The sequence below is a fragment of the Achromobacter deleyi genome, assembly GCF_902859705.1.
GTDB lineage: Bacteria > Pseudomonadota > Gammaproteobacteria > Burkholderiales > Burkholderiaceae_B > Achromobacter > Achromobacter deleyi.
Genome location: NZ_CADIJO010000002.1, coordinates 26,843 through 43,326 on the forward strand (window position 1 = coordinate 26,843; position 16,484 = coordinate 43,326).

The 16,484-nt window shown below is 68.1% G+C and carries 14 protein-coding genes; 3 read left to right on the forward strand and 11 right to left on the reverse strand.

The annotated features are described in order from the left end of the window. Positions 1–2: 2 nt before the first annotated feature. The 3 genes from HV798_RS02675 to HV798_RS02685 all read right to left on the reverse strand — a co-directional run bounded on the left by HV798_RS02675 (position 3) and on the right by HV798_RS02685 (position 3,397). The gene (locus HV798_RS02675; protein ID WP_175191449.1) at positions 3–1,439 is read right to left on the reverse strand and encodes a cytochrome ubiquinol oxidase subunit I; all 1,437 of its coding nucleotides are present in this window, start codon (positions 1,437–1,439) and stop codon (positions 3–5) included. 277 nt (positions 1,440–1,716) lie between these two features. Beyond that, a complete protein-coding gene (locus tag HV798_RS02680; RefSeq protein ID WP_175191448.1) occupies positions 1,717–2,403 on the reverse strand; it encodes an alpha/beta hydrolase in 687 nt (228 codons plus the stop codon). 94 nt (positions 2,404–2,497) lie between these two features. Beyond that, positions 2,498–3,397, reverse strand: coding sequence for an EamA family transporter (locus HV798_RS02685; RefSeq protein ID WP_175191447.1), 900 nt, complete (start codon positions 3,395–3,397; stop codon positions 2,498–2,500). A gap of 145 nt (positions 3,398–3,542) precedes the next feature. Between HV798_RS02685 and HV798_RS02690 the strand changes: the two genes are divergently transcribed. Then, complete coding sequence (locus HV798_RS02690; protein ID WP_175191446.1) at positions 3,543–4,439, forward strand: LysR family transcriptional regulator; 897 nt, start codon at positions 3,543–3,545, stop codon at positions 4,437–4,439. Between the two features lie 78 nt (positions 4,440–4,517). Here the strand turns inward: HV798_RS02690 and phbB are convergent, their stop codons facing one another. Genes phbB through HV798_RS02725 form a run of 7 tightly spaced genes read right to left on the reverse strand, consistent with a single transcriptional unit; the run spans position 4,518 to position 13,751 of the window. Next, positions 4,518–5,264, reverse strand: a complete 747-nt coding sequence (gene phbB, locus HV798_RS02695) for an acetoacetyl-CoA reductase (RefSeq protein ID WP_175191445.1) — start codon at positions 5,262–5,264, stop codon at positions 4,518–4,520. Next, positions 5,254–5,727, reverse strand: a complete 474-nt coding sequence (locus HV798_RS02700; RefSeq protein ID WP_175191444.1) for a hypothetical protein — start codon at positions 5,725–5,727, stop codon at positions 5,254–5,256. Before HV798_RS02700 ends, phbB begins: the two co-directional genes overlap by 11 nt. A gap of 44 nt (positions 5,728–5,771) precedes the next feature. Further along, positions 5,772–6,899 (reverse strand): ABC transporter permease, encoded by a 1,128-nt coding sequence (locus HV798_RS02705; RefSeq protein WP_025139357.1) that lies wholly within the window; start codon positions 6,897–6,899, stop codon positions 5,772–5,774. 2 nt (positions 6,900–6,901) lie between these two features. Continuing rightward, a complete protein-coding gene (gene rbbA / locus HV798_RS02710; RefSeq protein WP_175191443.1) occupies positions 6,902–9,685 on the reverse strand; it encodes a ribosome-associated ATPase/putative transporter RbbA in 2,784 nt (927 codons plus the stop codon). Then, on the reverse strand, positions 9,685–10,752 hold the full coding sequence (locus HV798_RS02715) for an HlyD family secretion protein (RefSeq protein WP_025139359.1): 1,068 nt from the start codon (positions 10,750–10,752) through the stop codon (positions 9,685–9,687). The genes rbbA and HV798_RS02715 overlap by 1 nt, the downstream gene beginning before the upstream one ends. Next, positions 10,749–12,227, reverse strand: coding sequence for an efflux transporter outer membrane subunit (locus HV798_RS02720; protein ID WP_175191442.1), 1,479 nt, complete (start codon positions 12,225–12,227; stop codon positions 10,749–10,751). The genes HV798_RS02715 and HV798_RS02720 overlap by 4 nt, the downstream gene beginning before the upstream one ends. A 3-nt stretch (positions 12,228–12,230) precedes the next feature. After that, positions 12,231–13,751 (reverse strand): PHA/PHB synthase family protein, encoded by a 1,521-nt coding sequence (locus HV798_RS02725; protein WP_175191441.1) that lies wholly within the window; start codon positions 13,749–13,751, stop codon positions 12,231–12,233. Positions 13,752–13,989: 238 nt separating this feature from the next. Here HV798_RS02725 and HV798_RS02730 point away from each other — a divergent pair, with 238 nt between their 5' ends. Both HV798_RS02730 and HV798_RS02735 read left to right on the forward strand, forming a co-directional pair. Beyond that, on the forward strand, positions 13,990–14,592 hold the full coding sequence (locus HV798_RS02730) for a TetR/AcrR family transcriptional regulator (RefSeq protein ID WP_175191440.1): 603 nt from the start codon (positions 13,990–13,992) through the stop codon (positions 14,590–14,592). A 77-nt stretch (positions 14,593–14,669) separates the two neighbouring features. After that, a complete protein-coding gene (locus tag HV798_RS02735; RefSeq protein WP_175191439.1) occupies positions 14,670–16,238 on the forward strand; it encodes an EAL domain-containing protein in 1,569 nt (522 codons plus the stop codon). Here HV798_RS02735 and HV798_RS02740 read toward each other — a convergent pair. Next, positions 16,233–16,430 (reverse strand): hypothetical protein, encoded by a 198-nt coding sequence (locus HV798_RS02740; RefSeq protein ID WP_175191438.1) that lies wholly within the window; start codon positions 16,428–16,430, stop codon positions 16,233–16,235. The two genes, HV798_RS02735 and HV798_RS02740, sit on opposite strands and share 6 nt — an antisense overlap. Positions 16,431–16,484 lie beyond the last annotated feature (54 nt).

The window sequence follows — 16,484 nt, forward strand, 5'->3', positions numbered from 1 at the left end:
CGTCAGGCTCCCTTGGCGTTGCGTGAGGCGGACGGAACATCCGCCGAGGTGGAGGCGGCCGACAGCGGCCGCGACGGCTGGCGCGGTTCGCCCGGGCCGCCGGACAGCGGCGCATGGCCAGGCGCCGGTGTGGGACCCATGCGGATCAGGCGCAGCATGTACGACACGCCGGCGCCGAACACGAACAGGTACACCACCACGAACAGCGCCAGCGTCAGCGTCAGTTCGCCGATGCCGTGGCGCGTGGCGGCATCGGCCGTGCGCATCACGCCGTAGACGATCCACGGCTGGCGGCCGATCTCGGTGACATACCAGCCCGCCAGGATCGCCACCAGGCCGGATGGCCCCATCCACAGCGCAAAGCGCTGCAAGGCCCGCGACTGGTACAGCTTGCCGCGCCAGCGCGCCCACAGCGCCCAGGCTGCCAGGGCGATCATCAGCATGCCCAGCCCGGCCATCACGCGAAACGACCAGAACACCACGGTGGCGTTGGGCCGGTCTTGGGGCGGATACGACTTCAGGCCGGGAAACTGGCCGTCCCAGCTGTGAGTCAGGATCAGGCTGCCCAGGCGTGGGATGTTGACGGCGTAGCGGGTTTCTTCGCGTTCCATGTCGGGAATGCCGAACAGCGTCAGCGGCACGCCCGCACCGGGTTCGTTGTGCCAGTGGCCTTCGATGGCGGCGATCTTGGCCGGCTGGTGCTTGAGCGTGTTCAGGCCATGGAAGTCGCCCACCACGGCTTGCAGCGGCGCCGATATCGCCAGCATGGCCATCGCCATCGCGAACATCTTTTTCACGGCCGGGCTGCGGTCGCCGCGCAACAGGTGCCAGGCGCCGGACGCGCCCACCATCAGCGCGGTGGCCAGGAAGGCGGCGATGCCCATGTGCGCCAGACGGTACGGGAACGACGGGTTGAAGATCACGGCCAGCCAGTCGGTCGGCACCACGCGGCCGTCCAGGATCTCGTAGCCCGCGGGCGTCTGCATCCAGCTGTTGGACGCCAGGATCCAGGTGGCCGACACCAGCGTGCCCAGTGCCACCATGATGGTCGAGAAAAAGTGCAGGCCTGGCCCCACGCGCGACCAGCCGAACAGCATCACGCCCAGAAAGCCGGCTTCCAGGAAGAAGGCGGTCAAGACTTCGTAGGCCAGCAGCGGCCCGGTGACGCTGCCGGCGAAATCGGAGAAGAAGCTCCAGTTGGTGCCGAACTGGTAGGCCATCACCAGGCCGGACACGACCCCCATGCCGAAATTGACGGCGAAGATCTTGGTCCAGAAGTGGTAGAGGTCGCGGTACACCGTGTTGCGGGTACGCAGCCAGCAGCCTTCCAGCACGGCCAGGTAGCTGGCCAGCCCGATGGTGATGGCGGGAAAGATGATGTGAAAAGAGATGGTGAAACCGAACTGTATTCGGGCAAGCAGTAGCGCGTCGCTATCCATGGCGGGGTTTTCCTGACTTCAAGGCCCGCGCGGGGAAACCGCTGGTAGGCGGCGCGCGCGGACAGGCTGGTGCCTGTAGCGTCAAGGTAGGCCGGCGACGATAGTTAGTACAGATTCAGAAAGCGCTGAAAAAAGCGGATCAGTTAGCCGATGGCAATAGCCGTTACCGCCGTATTTCATAGGGAAACGGGCAGTTTTTTACAGTAGGGGACAGACTGGCGAGTTACAAAAAAAGCAGCACAGCCGGATGACTGTGCTGCTTGATCCGAGTCATCCGTTAGGCGCGCGCCGCCTCGTCGATCAGCGCGGCCACTTCATCGGCGCGCGACGCCAGCGACGCATGGCTGGCATCCAGTTTGAGCACCTTGCGCGGTTGCATGCGCGCCGACATTTTTTCCTGGTTCGCGGGGGTGATCATGCGGTCCTGGGTGGACAGCTGATACCACGACGGCTTGTGGCGCCACGCCGGCACGCTGATGGTGCTGCCAAAGGTGCTGGCCAGCGGCGCCTTCTGGGTCACGGCCATCACCAGGGCGTCGTCGGCGCTCAGGTCCTGGCAGAAGCTTTCGTGGAATTTATCGGCGCGCAGCCACAGATAGCCGTCGCTGTCAGGCGACAGGTTGGGCGCCGCGGCCGGCAGGTCCTGCTGCGTGATGCCGCCCGGGCTTTCGCCCGCGTCCGGCGCGAACGCGGCGATGTACACCAGGCCGACGACGTTGGGCTGGTTGCCGGCTTCGGTGATGACGGCGCCGCCATACGAATGGCCCACCAGCAGCACGGGGCCGGATTGCTGCGCGATCATCTTGCGGGTGCGCTCGGCGTCGTCGGCCAGCGATGTCAGCGGCAACTCGACCGCGTGCAGGTCTTTGTGCCCAAGACGCGACAGGGCCAGGATGACCCGGCCCCAATGCGCGGCGCCGCCCCAGAAGCCGTGCGCCAGAATGATGGTTGGTGTGCTGCCCATGGTGAGTCTCCCGACTGTGTATGGAGCCACGATCATGCTACGGGCGCACCCGGCGCGCCATGGGTTTTCGGCGGTTTGTTATCGATGGATACGACTATGTCGATGGGGCGTCTTTGGCGGCGCCAACAGGCTGCAGCGGCCGGACGGCGCGGCGCTGCACGTGCTGGCTGAGCCAGACGCTGCCCACCACGATCACCATGCCGGTCATCTGCGCCGCGCTCAGGCGCTGGTCCAGCAGCGCCCAGCCCAGCAGCACGGCGGTGACCGGGCTCAGGAATCCCAGCGACGACACCACCGCGGGTTCCAGCCGGGCGATGCCGCGAAACCAGATCACGTAGGTCAGCGCCGCGCCGATCAGCCCCAGGTAGGCGATGCCCAGCACGTTCAGGGTCGTGGCCGGCGGCAGGGCCGGTTCGGCCAGCAGCGCCACCGGCAACAGCAGTACGCCACCCGCCGTCAGTTGCCACGAGGTAAAGGTCAGCGCCGACAGCGGCGGCTGCCAGCGGCGGCTGAGCACGGTGCCCAGGGCCATGGACGCCGCGCTGAACAGGCCGGCCGCCACGCCGACAGGGTCCAGCGCGGCCTTGGGGCCCAGCACCAGCAAGGCCACGCCGCCGATGCCGGCCAGCGCCGCCAGCACCGCCAGGCCGCGCACGGGCGAACCCAGCAGCGCGCGCGCCAGCAGAATGACCACCAGCGGCTGGATCGCGCCCAGCGTCGCGGCCACGCCGCCCGGCAGGCGGTAGGCGGCCACGAACAGCAGCGCCCAGAACACCGAGAAGTTCAGCGCACCCAGGACAAAGGCGCGCAGCCACCAGATGCCCTGCGGCAGTTGCCGCACGGCCAGCAACAGCAGGATGCCGGCGGGCAGGGCGCGCAGCATGGCTACCGTCAGGGGGTAGCCCTGCGGCAGCATCAGGGTGGTGACGACATAGGTGCTGCCCCAGATGGCCGGGGCCACCGCGGTCAGGAGCAGGTCGGCGCTGCGGCTCATGGCGGGAATTCCTTGGAAGGGCAAGACGGGCCGGGCGCGGGCGCGGCCTCCATACCGACAGGCTAATTGAATCGCCAGGCCGCGATAATATCCATTCCAATGGCAACATCATTCACTGACAGTGAATGATTACCCCGGGGAATCCATGGATCATCTCACCGCGCTCAAGGTGTTTCGCCAGGTGGTGGAGCAGGGCGGTTTTGCGGCGGCCTCGCGCCAGTTGGGGCTGTCGCCGGCCGCCGTCAGCAAGAACATCGCCGAACTCGAAGCCCACGTGGCGGCGCGCCTCTTGAACCGCACCACCCGCCGCATGAGCCTGACCGAGGCGGGGCGGCAGTACTACGACCAGGTCGCCCGCATTCTGGATGACCTGCAGGACGCCGAGTCGGCGTTGGGACCGCTGCAACAAGAACCCGCCGGCACGCTGCGCGTGAGCGCGCCGCTGTCGCTCAGCCTGACGCTGCTGGCGGGCGCCATGCCGCGCTTTCTGGCGCGCTATCCGCGCCTGTCGCTGGACCTGCACCTGGAAGACCGCCGCATCGACCTGGTGAAGGAAGGCTTCGACGTGGCCATTCGCGGCAGCGACCGGCTGGAAGACTCCAGTCTGGTGGCCCGCAAGCTGCTGACGCTGGATCACGTGCTGTGCGGCGCGCCCGCGTATTTCCAGCAGCATGGGGTGCCGGTCCAGCCCGCCGACCTGCGGCGCCTGGAATGCGTGCGCTTCACGTTGTCGGGGCATGCCGATGAATGGACTTTCCAGCGCGCGGGGCAGGTCGAGCGTATTCCGGCGCGGGGCCGCTACCAGGTCAGTTCCAGCCTGGCGGTGTGTGACGCATTGCGGGCAGGGTTTGGCGTGAGCCTGGTGCCGCGCGTGTATGTGCAGGCCGACCTGGACCGAGGCGCGTTGCAGGCGGTGCTGCCGGATTGGGTGCCCGTGCAGACGGACGTCTACGCGGTGTATCCGTCGCGCCGCCACATGGTGGCCAAGGTGCGGGCGCTGGTGGATTTCCTGGTCGAGGAATTGGGCGCGCCGGCGGCGTGAGCCGGCCGCGCCCGTCGTGAGCAGGCGCACGGGCGCATGCCATCGCAAGCGCCCGAGCTCCAGGCAGGCGAGCAGGTCTCAGTACATATGCTGCCCGCCGTTCATGGCGACATTGCTGCCGGTCATGAACGCCGCCGCATCGCTGCAGATGAACGCCACCAGCGCGGCGATCTCATCGGGTTCCCCCAGCCGTCCCAGCGGAATCTGCGGCAGGATCTTTTCCTTCAGAACGTCTTCGGGCACCGCCTTGACCATCGCCGTGGCCAGGTAGCCCGGCGACACGGTATTGACCGTGACGTTCTTTCTGGCCAGTTCCAGCGCCAGGGCCTTAGTGAACCCGTGGATGCCGGCCTTGGATGCCGCGTAGTTGGTCTGCCCGAATGCGCCCTTGGACCCGTTCACTGATGAGATATTCACGATGCGGCCCCAGCCACGGTCGGCCATCGGCCCGCACAGCGGCTGCGTCATGTTGAACATGGAATCGAGGTTGCTGCGCATGACCTCGTTCCAGTTCTCGTAGCTCATCTTGCGCAGGCTGGCGTCGCGCGTGATGCCGGCGTTGTTGATCAGGATGTCGATCTGGCGGCCGTCATCTTCCAGGCGCCGGGCCAGCGCCTGGCACGAGCCATAGTCGGCCACGTCCACCTTGACCATGTCGTAGCACCGGCCCTGGGCCGCCTCGTCGGCCAGCCAGGCGCGGGTGGCCTCTTCGCTGGAGTGGTACGTGACGATCACGTCGTGGCCGGCGTCGTGCAGCGCCCGGGCGATGGCGCGGCCCAGGCACCCCGCGCCGCCGGTGACGAGCGCCGTGCGCTTAGCGCCCATGGCGCGCCCCGACCTGGGTGGCTTCCTGCATGGCCGTGCACGCCGAGGTCATCTGCTCGGAAAAGCTGGACCACATGCGCGTCAGCGGCGAGGCCGTGAGGCCGCCCGTGGCCGCAGCCGAGGCATTGCTGAGCCAGCCGCTGAAGGCTTCGCTGACACCGGCGGCCAGCGCCGCCTGGTCTTCGAGCGCGGCATGGGTGATGGCCTGGCTGGCTTCCAGCTGGCATTGCCAGTGCTTGCGCGTGGCTTCGCCCAGGGCCGGAGCGATTTTCTGCCAGTTGCCGTCGACCTTCAGCGGGCCGAACGAGGCGAAGTACTGGCCTGCGGTGTCGCCGGCCAGGCGTTGGCCCAGCTGCAGCCAGCGCTGCTGGCTTTCCTGGGCCAGTTCGGCCAGGCGCTTGCAATAGGCGACATTGGCGCCGGCAAGATCCGGGGGCGTGGGGGCGGTTGTCTTCTTCATCATGCGTCCTTTTAAGAGAGTAATAAGGGCCAACGAATACACAGGCCTCACGCCATCTGGCTGAGGGTCTTGCGAAAGCGCGTCAAAGAGAAGGCGAACAGGACGCTGCCGATCAGCGCCAACGCCAGGAAAGGTTGCCAGACGACGCTCAATCCCGCGCCGCGAAAGAGAATGGCCTGGCCGAGTTCCACGAAGTGGGTGGTGGGGGCGGCCAGCATGATGTTCTGCACGAAGTCGGGCATGCTTTCGCGCGGGGTGGTGCCGCCGGACAGCATCTGCAAGGGCAGCAGCACCAGGACGAGCAACATGCCGAATTGCGGCATGCTGCGCGCCAGCGTCGCCATGAAGATGCCCATGGCGGTGGTCGCGAACAGGTGCAGCGCCACGCCTACCAGGAACAGCGCCACCGATCCTTCGACCGGCACCTGCAACAGGCCGCGCACCACGAATGTCAACGATAGCGCAGCGGACACCAGTACGACCAGCCCCATCGACCAGACTTTCGCCAGCATGATCTCGGTGGGTGTTACAGGCATCACCAGCAAGTGCTCGATGGTGCCGTGTTCGCGCTCGCGGATCAGCGCGGCGCCGGTCAGGATGATGGACAGCATCGTGACGTTGTTGATGATTTCCATCAGGCTGCCGAACCATGCCTGCGTCAGGTTCGGGTTGAAACGCATGCGCACCGCCAGGTCCACCGGCAGCTCGGTCGGCTTGCGGTAGCGCTGCACGAATTCGTTGATCTCGTCGGTGATGATCTGCTGGATGTAGTTGCTGCCCGTGAACGCCTGGCTCATGCGGGTGGCGTCCACGTTCAGCTGGATCTGCGCGGGGCGGCCCGCCAGCACGTCGCGCTGGAAATTCGGCGGGATGTTGACGGCGAAGGTATAGCGCCCGGCGTCCATGCCGGCGTCGGCCTCGGCCGAATCGATCATCTGCGGCCGGGTGAAGTGGGGCGGGTAGAACGCCGACGCGATACGCGAGGACAGCGGCGAGACGTCCTCGTCGACCACGGCGATGGCGGCGTTGTGCAGCGATTCGGGCACAGCCGTGGCGGCGGTGTAGATCATCAGCGTGAACGACACGCCGATCAGCACCAGCATCATCGGATCGCGCGCCAGGCTCCAGAGCTCTTTCACCCCCAGCCGGAAGATATTGGCGGCATGTCGCAGCATGATCAGGTCTCCTGCTTCTTCAACAACAGCACCGACGCGCCCAGGATGACGGGAATCGCCACCAGCAAGGGCCAGAACGAGCCTTGCAGGTTGGAGAAGTCCAGCGCCTTGCTGAAGACGCCGCGGCTGATGGTGAGCATGTGGGTGGCGGGGTAGACCTGGCCGATCAGCTTGCCGCCGCCTTCCAGCGACGACACCGGATTGAGCAGCCCGGCGAACTGCACGGCCGGCACCAGCGTGCCGATCATGGTGAAGAACAGCGCCGCGATCTGGCTGCGGGTGAAGGTCGAGGCCAACAGGCCGATGGCGGTGGCGACCACGTTGTAGATCAGCGCGGCGGCCAGCAAGGTCAGGAAGCTGCCTGTGATGGGCACGCCGAACAGCGTCACCGCCAGCAGCGTCATCAACAGGAAGTTCAGCATCGCCAGCGCCACGTACGGCCCCTGCTTGCCCAGCAGGAATTCCAGCCGCGTCACCGGCGTGACGTACAGGTTGATGATCGAGCCCAATTCCTTTTCGCGCACCACCGCCAGCGCCGTCAACATCGCCGGCATCATCAGGAGCAGCAGCGGGATCACGGCCGGCACCATGGCGGGCAGGCTGCGCACGTCGGGGTTGTAGCGAAAGCGCGTTTCGATGCTGAAGGGCTGCGTCGCGCCCGCGCCCAGCCGTTCGCGCGCCTGCTGCTGCAGCCAGCCCTGGTGCATGCCCAGCACGTAGCCGCGGATGGTCTCGGCGCGCTGCGGCATGGCGCCGTCGATCCAGACGCCGATCTGCGCGTTGCGGCCGCGTTCGGCATCGCGCGCAAAGCCTTGCGGAATCTCGATCGCGAGCGACAGCTCGCCGCTGCGCATGCGGGCGTCCATGTCCTGGTAGTCGGTGATGGGCGGCTGCTCGATGAAGTAGCGCGAGCCAGCCAGGTTCAGGCTGTAGTTCTGGCTCAGCGTGGTCTGGTCGCGGTCCATCACCGCGTAGCGCAGGTCTTCCACGTCCAGGCTGATGCCAAAGCCGATGACGAACATCAGCAGCAGCGAACCGGCCAGCGCCAGCGTGGCGCGCACCGGGTCGCGGCGCAGTTCCAGTGTTTCGCGCCACATGTAGCTGAACATGCGTTGCAGATTGAAGCCGCGATCTTCCGGGTGGACCGCAGGCGCCGCTGTGTCCAGCGTGTTTTCCGCCGCTGCCGTCACAGCTTGCGTCGAGACATCCCCCGCCTTGCCGGGCTGCGTGCCCGCACCCGCGTCGATCAGGTAGGCAATGAAGGCCTCTTCCAGCGTCTTGGCGCCGCGCAGCCGGATGATCTCGTCCGGCGACGCGCTCACCAGCACCTTGCCCGCGTGCATCAGCGACATGCGGTCGCAGCGCTGGGCCTCGTTCATGAAGTGGGTGGAAATGAAGATCGTGACCTGGTCCCGCCGCGCCAGCGCGATCAGCAGGCGCCAGAAATTGTCGCGCGCCACCGGGTCCACGCCCGAGGTCGGTTCGTCCAGGATCAGCAGTTCGGGCTTGTGCACCATGGCCACCGCCAGCGACAGGCGCTGGCGCACGCCCATCGGCAGCTTGTCCGGCAGGTCGTCCAGCGCGTCGGCCAGGTCAAAGCGCGCCACCATCTCGTCGACGCGGGCGGGGATGTCGGCCTCGGGCACGTGGAACAGCCGCGCATGCAGCACCAGGTTCTGCCGTACGGTCAGTTCGCCGTACAGCGAGAAAGCCTGCGACATGTAGCCCACGCGGCGGCGCGTGTCGATGTTCTTCGGGTCGACCTCGGCGCCGAACAGCCAGGCCTGGCCCTCGCTGGCCGGCAGCAGGCCGGTCAGCATTTTCATGGTGGTGGACTTGCCGCAGCCGTTCGAACCCAGGAAGCCGAAGATTTCGCCTTTGCGGATGCGGAAGTTGACGTGGTCCACCGCCACGAAGTCGCCAAAGCGCATGGTCAGGTCGCGCGCCTCGATGGCGATGGGGGCGTTGTCGTCCAGCGCCAGCGGCGTGATTTCCACGGGCTGGTGGCCGCGCCGCTTTTCTTCGGGCAACAGGGCGATGAACGCGGCTTCCAGCGAATCGGTGCCGGTGCGGGCGCGCAGTTCGTCGGGCGTGCCGGTGGCCAGCACGCGGCCTTCGTCCATGGCGATCAGCCAGTCAAAGCGCTGCGCCTCGTCCATGTAGGCGGTGGCGACGATGACGCTCATGCCGCTGCGTTCGCTGCGGATCTGGTTGATCAGGTCCCAGAACTGGGCGCGCGCCAAGGGGTCGACGCCGGTGGTGGGCTCGTCCAGGATCAGCAGGTCGGGGTCGTGGATCAGCGCGCAGCACAGGCCCAGTTTCTGCTTCATGCCGCCGGACAGCTTGCCCGCGGGCCGCGACAGGGAGGCGTCCATGCCGGTGCTGCGGGTCAGGCTGTCGATGCGGCGGCGGCGCTCGGCCTCGCTGTGGCCGAACAGGCGGCCGAAGAACTGCAGGTTTTCTTCCACCGACAGGGTGGGGTACAGGTTCTTGCCCAGCCCTTGCGGCATGTAGGCGATGCGCGGGCAGACGTCGTCGCGGTGGCGCTTGCTGGCCATGTCGCCGTCCAGTACGCGCACCGAGCCTTCCTGCACCGCGCGCGAACCGGCCACCAGGGCCAGCAGGCTCGACTTGCCCACGCCGTCGGGGCCGATCAGGCCCACCATGCGGCCGGCGGGAATGTCCAGCGTGATGCCGTCCAGCGCCACGGTCTTGCCATAGCGCAACGCCACCCCCGACAGCTGCACCACCGGGGCGGGGGACGAGGCTGTCGTGGCGGTGTTCATCAGGGCACCTTGACTTCAAGCGTGGCGGGCCAGGCGGCCTCGCCGTCCAGCTTCAGCCAGGCCACGCCGGGCAGGCCGGTCTTGACCTGGGTCAGGTGCTGCTGCAGCAGCGCCGGGTCGATCTGCGCCTTGACGCGGAACATCAGCTTCTGGCGTTCGGTGGCGGTCTCGACCGTCTTGGGCGTGAACTGCGCGGTGCTGGCCACGAACGACACCTTGGCCGGAATCACGTACTGCGGCGCAGCGTCCAGGATGATGCGCACGTCCTGGCCCAGCGCCACGCGGCCGGCGGCCTGCTCGGGCAGGAAGAAGGTCATGTAGACGTCGGCCAGGTCCACCATGTTCAGCACCTTGCCGCCCGCGCCCAGCACTTCGCCGGACTGCGCCACGCGGTATTGCACGCGGCCGGCGCGCGGGGCGCGCAGTTCGCTGTCGGCGATGTCGGCGTCGATGCGGGCAATGGTGGCCTGTGCGGCGTTCACGGCCGACTGTGCGCCCACCTGGGCGGCGCGGGCCGCGTCGATGGCGGCTTCGGCGGCCTTGACCTGCGCGCGCGCCGCATTGACGGCGGCCTGGGCGCTGCGTACGCGGGCGCGGTCGTCATCCAGTTCCTGGATCGACGATGCGCCTTCGCGCGACAGCGTTTCCGAGCGCGCCAGGCGGCGCCGGGCGGCATCCAGTTCGCTCTCGCGCTGCACCACCACGGCTTCGGCCGCGAGCTTGTCGCTTTCGCGTTGCGCGATCTGGGCGCTGGCGCTGGCGGCGTTGTTGATGGCCTGCTGGTGCTGGGCGCGCGCTTCTTCGCGCTGCGCGGTCAGGGTATCGATCTGCATGCGCGCCAGCGGCTGGCCGGCGGCGACGAAATCGCCTTCGGCGGCCAGCACGTCCTGCACGCGGCCGGCGAGCTTGGTGGCCACGTCGATCTCGGTGGCTTCGATGCGGCCGTTGCCGCTGATGAAGCCTTCGCCGGGGCCGTTGTCGGACAGCATGCGCCAGCCGCCATAGCCGGCGGCGGCGACAGCCAGGACGATCAGGACGGGAATCAGTTTTCGGGTAGGCAGCTTCATGATGCGTTTCCGGAGGGGATCGAGGAGGGCGCGGCGGGCGCCTGGGTGCCGCCGCCCAGCGCGGCGTACAGGCCGACACGGGCCGACAGCAGCGCGCGGCGGGTCTGCACCAGCGTCTGCTGCGCCGCCAGCAGGTCGCGCTGGGCGTCCAGCACTTCCAGGTAGGGCGAGGCGCCATGGTCATAGCGCAGCTTGGCCAGGCGCGCGCGCTCTGCCTGGGCGGCCACGGTGGCGCGCAGCACCTGCACCTGCTCGGCCAGCCAGCGGCGCGCCGACAGCGCGTCAGACACGTCCTTGAACGCGCTCTGGATGGATTGTTCGTAGCCGGCCACGGCCTGGTCGCGGCGCACTTCGGCCAAATCCAGGTTGGCGCTGCGGCGGCCGGCATCGAAGATCGGCAGGTCCAGGCTGGGCGTGAAGTTCCACGCGCGGCTGCCGCTGCCGAACAGGCCGTCGAGTTCGGCGCTGGCGGTGCCGACGGCGCCTGTCAGCGTGATGCGAGGAAAGAACGCGGCACGGGCCGCGCCGATGTTGGCGTTGGCGGCGCGCAGCTGGTGTTCGGCCGCGACGATGTCGGGGCGGTTGACCAGCAGGTCCGACGGTAGCCCGGCCGGCAGGTCGCGCATCACCGCGTCGTCGTCCAGGCCGGCCTGCGGCAGGGGCAGGTCCAGCGGCTTGCCGACCAGGAGTTCCAGGGCGTGGGCCTGCGTGGCGCGGGCCTGCTCCAGATCGGCGCCCAGCGCGCGGGCCTGCTGCCACAGCGTTTCCACCTGGGTCAGGTCCAGCTTGGAGATCGAGCCGACTTCGTAGCGGCGGCGGAAGATGCGCAGGGATTCCTCGCGCGATGCAATCGTGGCGCGGGTCAGGGCCAGGCGCTCATCCAGCTCGCGCAGCGACAGGTAACTGTCGGCCACCTGGGTGACCAGGCTGAGCGTGGCGGCGCGGGCGGCGGCATCGGAGGCCAGGTAGTTTTCCAGCGCGGCGTCCTTCAGGCTGCGGACGCGGCCCCAGAAGTCCAGCTCCCAGGTCGCCATGCCCACGCCGGCCTGGTATTGGCTGGCCACCTGGGGCCGGCCGGTCAGGTTCAGGTCGCCCGGCGTGCGGGCGCGGGTGCCTTCGGCTTGCACGCCGATCGTCGGGAACTGGTCGGCGCGCTGGATGCCGTAGAGCGCGCGCGCCTCTTCGACCCGCAGCAGCGCCACGCGCAGGTCGCGGTTATGCGCCAGCGCCTGGCCGATCAGGCCTTGCAAGGTGGGGTCCGAAAAGTAGTCGCGCCAGTCGACCTGCGCGGCCGGCGTCGACGTCGGCGCGGCAGAGGCGGGCCCGGCAGTCTCGGCGGCATAGGTGGCCGCCACCGGCAGCGCCGGGCGGTCGTATTGCGGGGCCATCGACACGCAGCCCTGCACCAGCAGCACGGCCAGGGCGGCCGGCGCCAGGCGGGCGACAGTCCATGGTGCAAGGGGGCGGCGAGTCATGCTTCATTTCTCCATCACGTAGGCGCCGGGGGCATCGCCCAGCACCGGATAACCCTGGCTTGCGGCGCCCTGGGCGGGCGGCTTGGCCGGCTTGCCCGAACGCGCGGCCAGCCAGGCTTGCCAATGCGGCCACCATGAACCCTCGTGCTTGGGCGCGGCCTCGAACCATTGCTCGGGTGTCAATGCCGGCTGGTCCGCCGGCCGCGTCAGGCTGCGAAAGTGGCGGCGCGGATGGCCGGGCTCGCTGACGATGCCGGCGTTGTGGCCGCCGCGGGTCAGCACGAAGGTCAGCGGCGCGGACGTCAGGCCGTGCAGCTTGTAGACCGAGCGCCAGGGGGCCACGTGGTCGGTTTCGGTGCCGACGCAGAACAGCGGCAGGCGCAGGTCGGCCAGCTTCACGGGCTGGCCGTCCACGGCATGGCGGCCGGCGGCCAGGTCATTGTTCAAGTACAGGCCGCGCAGGTATTGCCCATGCATGCGCGCCGGCAGGCGGGTCGCATCGGCATTCCAGGCCTGCAGGTCCGTCATCGGCCGCCGCTGGCCCAGCCAGTAGTCGTTGATCATCCGGCCCCACACCAGCTGCTGCGAACGCAACAGCTGGAACGCGCCGCTCATCTGCTGCGCCGGGAAGTAGCCCAGCGCCTGCATTTCGGCCTGCAGCAGCGCCACCTGGAATTCGTCGATGAACAGGCCCAGCTCGCCGGGTTCGGAAAAGTCGGTCTGCGCGGCCAGCAGGCTCAGGCTGGCCAGGCGCGTGTCGCCTTCGCGGGCCATCGCGGCGGCGGCCATGGCCAGCAGCGTGCCGCCCAGGCAGTAGCCGGCCGCATGCACGGCGGCGCCCGGCACGATGGCATTGATCGCCGCCAGGGGTTCGCGCACGCCCAGGCGCAGGTAGTCGTCCATCCCCAGGTCGCGGTCGGCCGCGGCGGGGTTCTTCCACGACACGCAGAACACGGTATGGCCCTGTTCGACCAGGTAGCGGATCAGCGAGTTGTGGGGCGACAGGTCCAGGATGTAGTACTTCATGATCCACGCCGGCACGATGAAGATCGGTTCGGGCCGGACCCGCGCCGTGGCGGGCTGGTACTGGATCAGTTCGGCCAGGCGGTTGCGCAGCACCACTTTGCCTGGGGTCAGCGCCACCTCGTGGCCGGGCCGGAAGCGTTCCGCGCCGGCCGGCGGCAGGCCGCCCCATTGGCGCAGCCCGTCTTCCCAGGCGGCCTGCGCGCCGCGCAGCAGGTTGGCGCCGCCTTCCTGCCAGGTCTGGCGCAGCACCAGGGGGTGGGTGAACGGTTGGTTGTCGGGGGCCAGCGGTTCTAGCCACTGGTGCGCGGCAAAGGCAGCCAGCGCGCGTTGGTGGTCGTTGGCCAGGGGCAGCAGGCGGGCCTGGGCGTCCCAGGCGTTGCGGACCTGCATGAAGGCCTGGCTCCACCAGGAATACGGCCATTGCCCCCAGGCGGCGTCATCGAACCGGCCTGCGGTCATCGCAATGTCCTTGCGTGCTGGCTGGGTCGTGTCCGACATGTGGGCTCCATGGCGTTCGGGCGGCGACATCGCCGCGCTCAAGGGGGCCGGATCATCGCCCTGCCAGGCTTGTGGCCTGGCGTCGCGGCGGTCCGGCGGCAAACGTCTTGAATCGATTGTGCGCCGCCCGCCCTGCGGATTCCTTGATCCAGATCAAGCTAGCGACTGACTGGTCGGTTTTTAATGGGGCTGTTGGCCGGCCTTGATGCCGCGCCAATTCGCACAGGGAGCAGTGGTGATGGGTACGCAACGTCAGCGTCTCCCCCCGAACGTGCGCGTCGGGCAGATTCTTGACGCCGCGTTGCAGGAATTCTCGGCCGCCGGGTATGCCGGCGCCCGGATGGATGACATCGCCTTGCGGGCCGGACTGTCCAAGGGCGGCCTGTACGCCCATTTTTCCAGCAAGGAACAGGTCTTCGAAGCGCTGCTCGCGCGTCACCTTTGCCCGCCGCGCCTGGACGCCCATGCCCTGGTTGCGGGCGCGGCCACGCCCAGGCACCTGGCCGAGCGCCTGGTCAACCATCTCTATGCCAGCCTGGCCAATCCGGCCATGGTCGCCACCATGCGGCTGCTGCTGGCCGAAAGCGACCGCGTGCCGCATCTGGCGCGCCGCTGGCGCGAGGACACGGCCGATGCCCACCAGGCCGACATCGCCCACCTGCTGCAGCTGGCCCGCGAACGCGGCCTGTGCGGCGACGGCGTGGCGCTGCGGCATCCGTGGCTGTTGCTGTCGCCGGTGGTCCATGCCATTTTCATGGCGATCCTGCTGGGGCCGGACGAACGCATCAACCTGCCGGAGCGGCGCGACGCGCACGTGGCGCTGATCTGCGGCCTGCTATAGCCGCCGCGCCACACCGCCCTGTATCCTTGCGTCACTTCCACGACTCAAGCAGCGAGGGCGCTTTGCCTAACTCCGGAATGACCGTCCGTGTGCCCTCCTGGCGATATTTTCCGGTGGCGTTGGCCCTGATGCTGCCGGTGCTGGGCTGCGTCGCGTGGACCTGGCTGCATGCCCAGTCCACCGAACGCGCCGAAGCCGCCACCGTGGCGCGCATCGTGCGGGTCCAGACCGAGCAGATCGTGGATCGCGCCGTCGACATCCTGCCGCGCGTGGCGGCGCTGACCGACAAGTCCTGTGAAGAGGCGCTGCCCGACCTGTACCGCTGGGGCACGCTCAACCCGTACTTCCGCGCGCTGATCCTGGTCGAGCGCGACCACATCTATTGCTCGTCGGTGCTGGGTGAGGTTGATTACCTCACCGGCGAATTCCGCAAATGGCCGGTGGACGTTCCGCCTGCGCAATGGTTCTTCAGCGTGGCGGGCACGCCCCTGGCGCCCGAGCGGCCGGCGCTGCTGCTGGGCATGCCGGCTGCTGACGGCCGCGGCGGCGTGGTGGCCATCGACGGGCGCTATGTGCAGGACATTCTCAATTCGGTGGCCTCGCTGGGTGAATACCAGCTGGAAGTCACGCTGGGGCAGGGGGCGCCCATCCGCAGCGATTCCTGGGGCCATGCATCGGCGGTGCCCGAATTGCTGTTCCAGCAGGCCGACAGGGTGGCCGACCGGGCCGATCTGGATGTGCGCGTGCTGGCCCCGGCCGAGGCCGTGGTGCGGGCGTGGCAACAATTGCTGGTGACCTACCTGCCCGTGGCCTTGCTGCTCGGCGCGCTGCTGGCCTTCGGGGCCTACCGCCTGCAGGTGAACCGGCAGTCCTTCAAAGAGCAGCTGCGCCGCGCCATGGCGGCCGACGAATTCCACGTCGAATACCAGCCGGTCTATGGCAAGGCCACGGGCCGCTGCGAAGGCGTCGAGGCGCTGATGCGCTGGAACCGTCCTGGCGTGGGGCCGGTGCGTCCGGACATCTTCATTGCGGCAGCCGAGGTCGAGGACATGATCGTGCCGCTGACCCAGCATCTGCTCAAGCTGATCCAGCGCGATATGCGCGACTGGGCCACGCCGCCCGAATTCCACATCGCGGTCAATTTCGCGCCCGCACACCTGTCCAGCCCGACGTTGCTGGCCGATGTGCAGGCCTTTCGCGCCGGCATCCGGCCATCGCTGATGGTGCTGGAAATCACCGAGCGCAGCCTCATTGCCGACAACGGCCAGGCCCGCCGCAACATCGACGCGCTGCGGGCCGAAGGGGTGTTCGTGGCCATCGACGATTTCGGCACGGGTCATTGCTCGCTGTCGTACCTGCAGAAATTCCCGGTCGATTACCTGAAGATCGACAAGGGCTTCGTGCATGCCATCCAGCCCACCGGCGAAGACGCGCCGGTGCTGGACGTGATCATCACGCTGTCGCATCGCCTGGGCCTGGCGGTGGTGGCCGAAGGCGTGGAAACGCCCGAGCAGTTCACCTACCTGACGCAGCGCGGCGTGGCCTTCATCCAGGGCTATCTGTTTGCCCGGCCCATGCCGTCGGCCGACTTCGTGCGCTGGTATGCCGAAAAGGCGGCGCAGCCGCCGGTACCCGCGGCGTCATAGCGCGCGCAGCGGCAGGTTCAACAACGAAAAGCGGTTGCCCAGCGACCACAGGCTGGCGCCGCGCGCCGCCTGCGGGCACGTCGTGTCGCGGCAGATCCGTTCGCCGGGGTCGGCGGCGCATGCGCAGGGGTCTGAAAGCATGAAGTACAGCAGCGCGGCAAGCAGCGACGCGACCGCCAGGGTGATCCGCATGACTTTCCTCTTTGGGATAAAAAATTATTGTTAAACGATAATTTGTTGCTACAC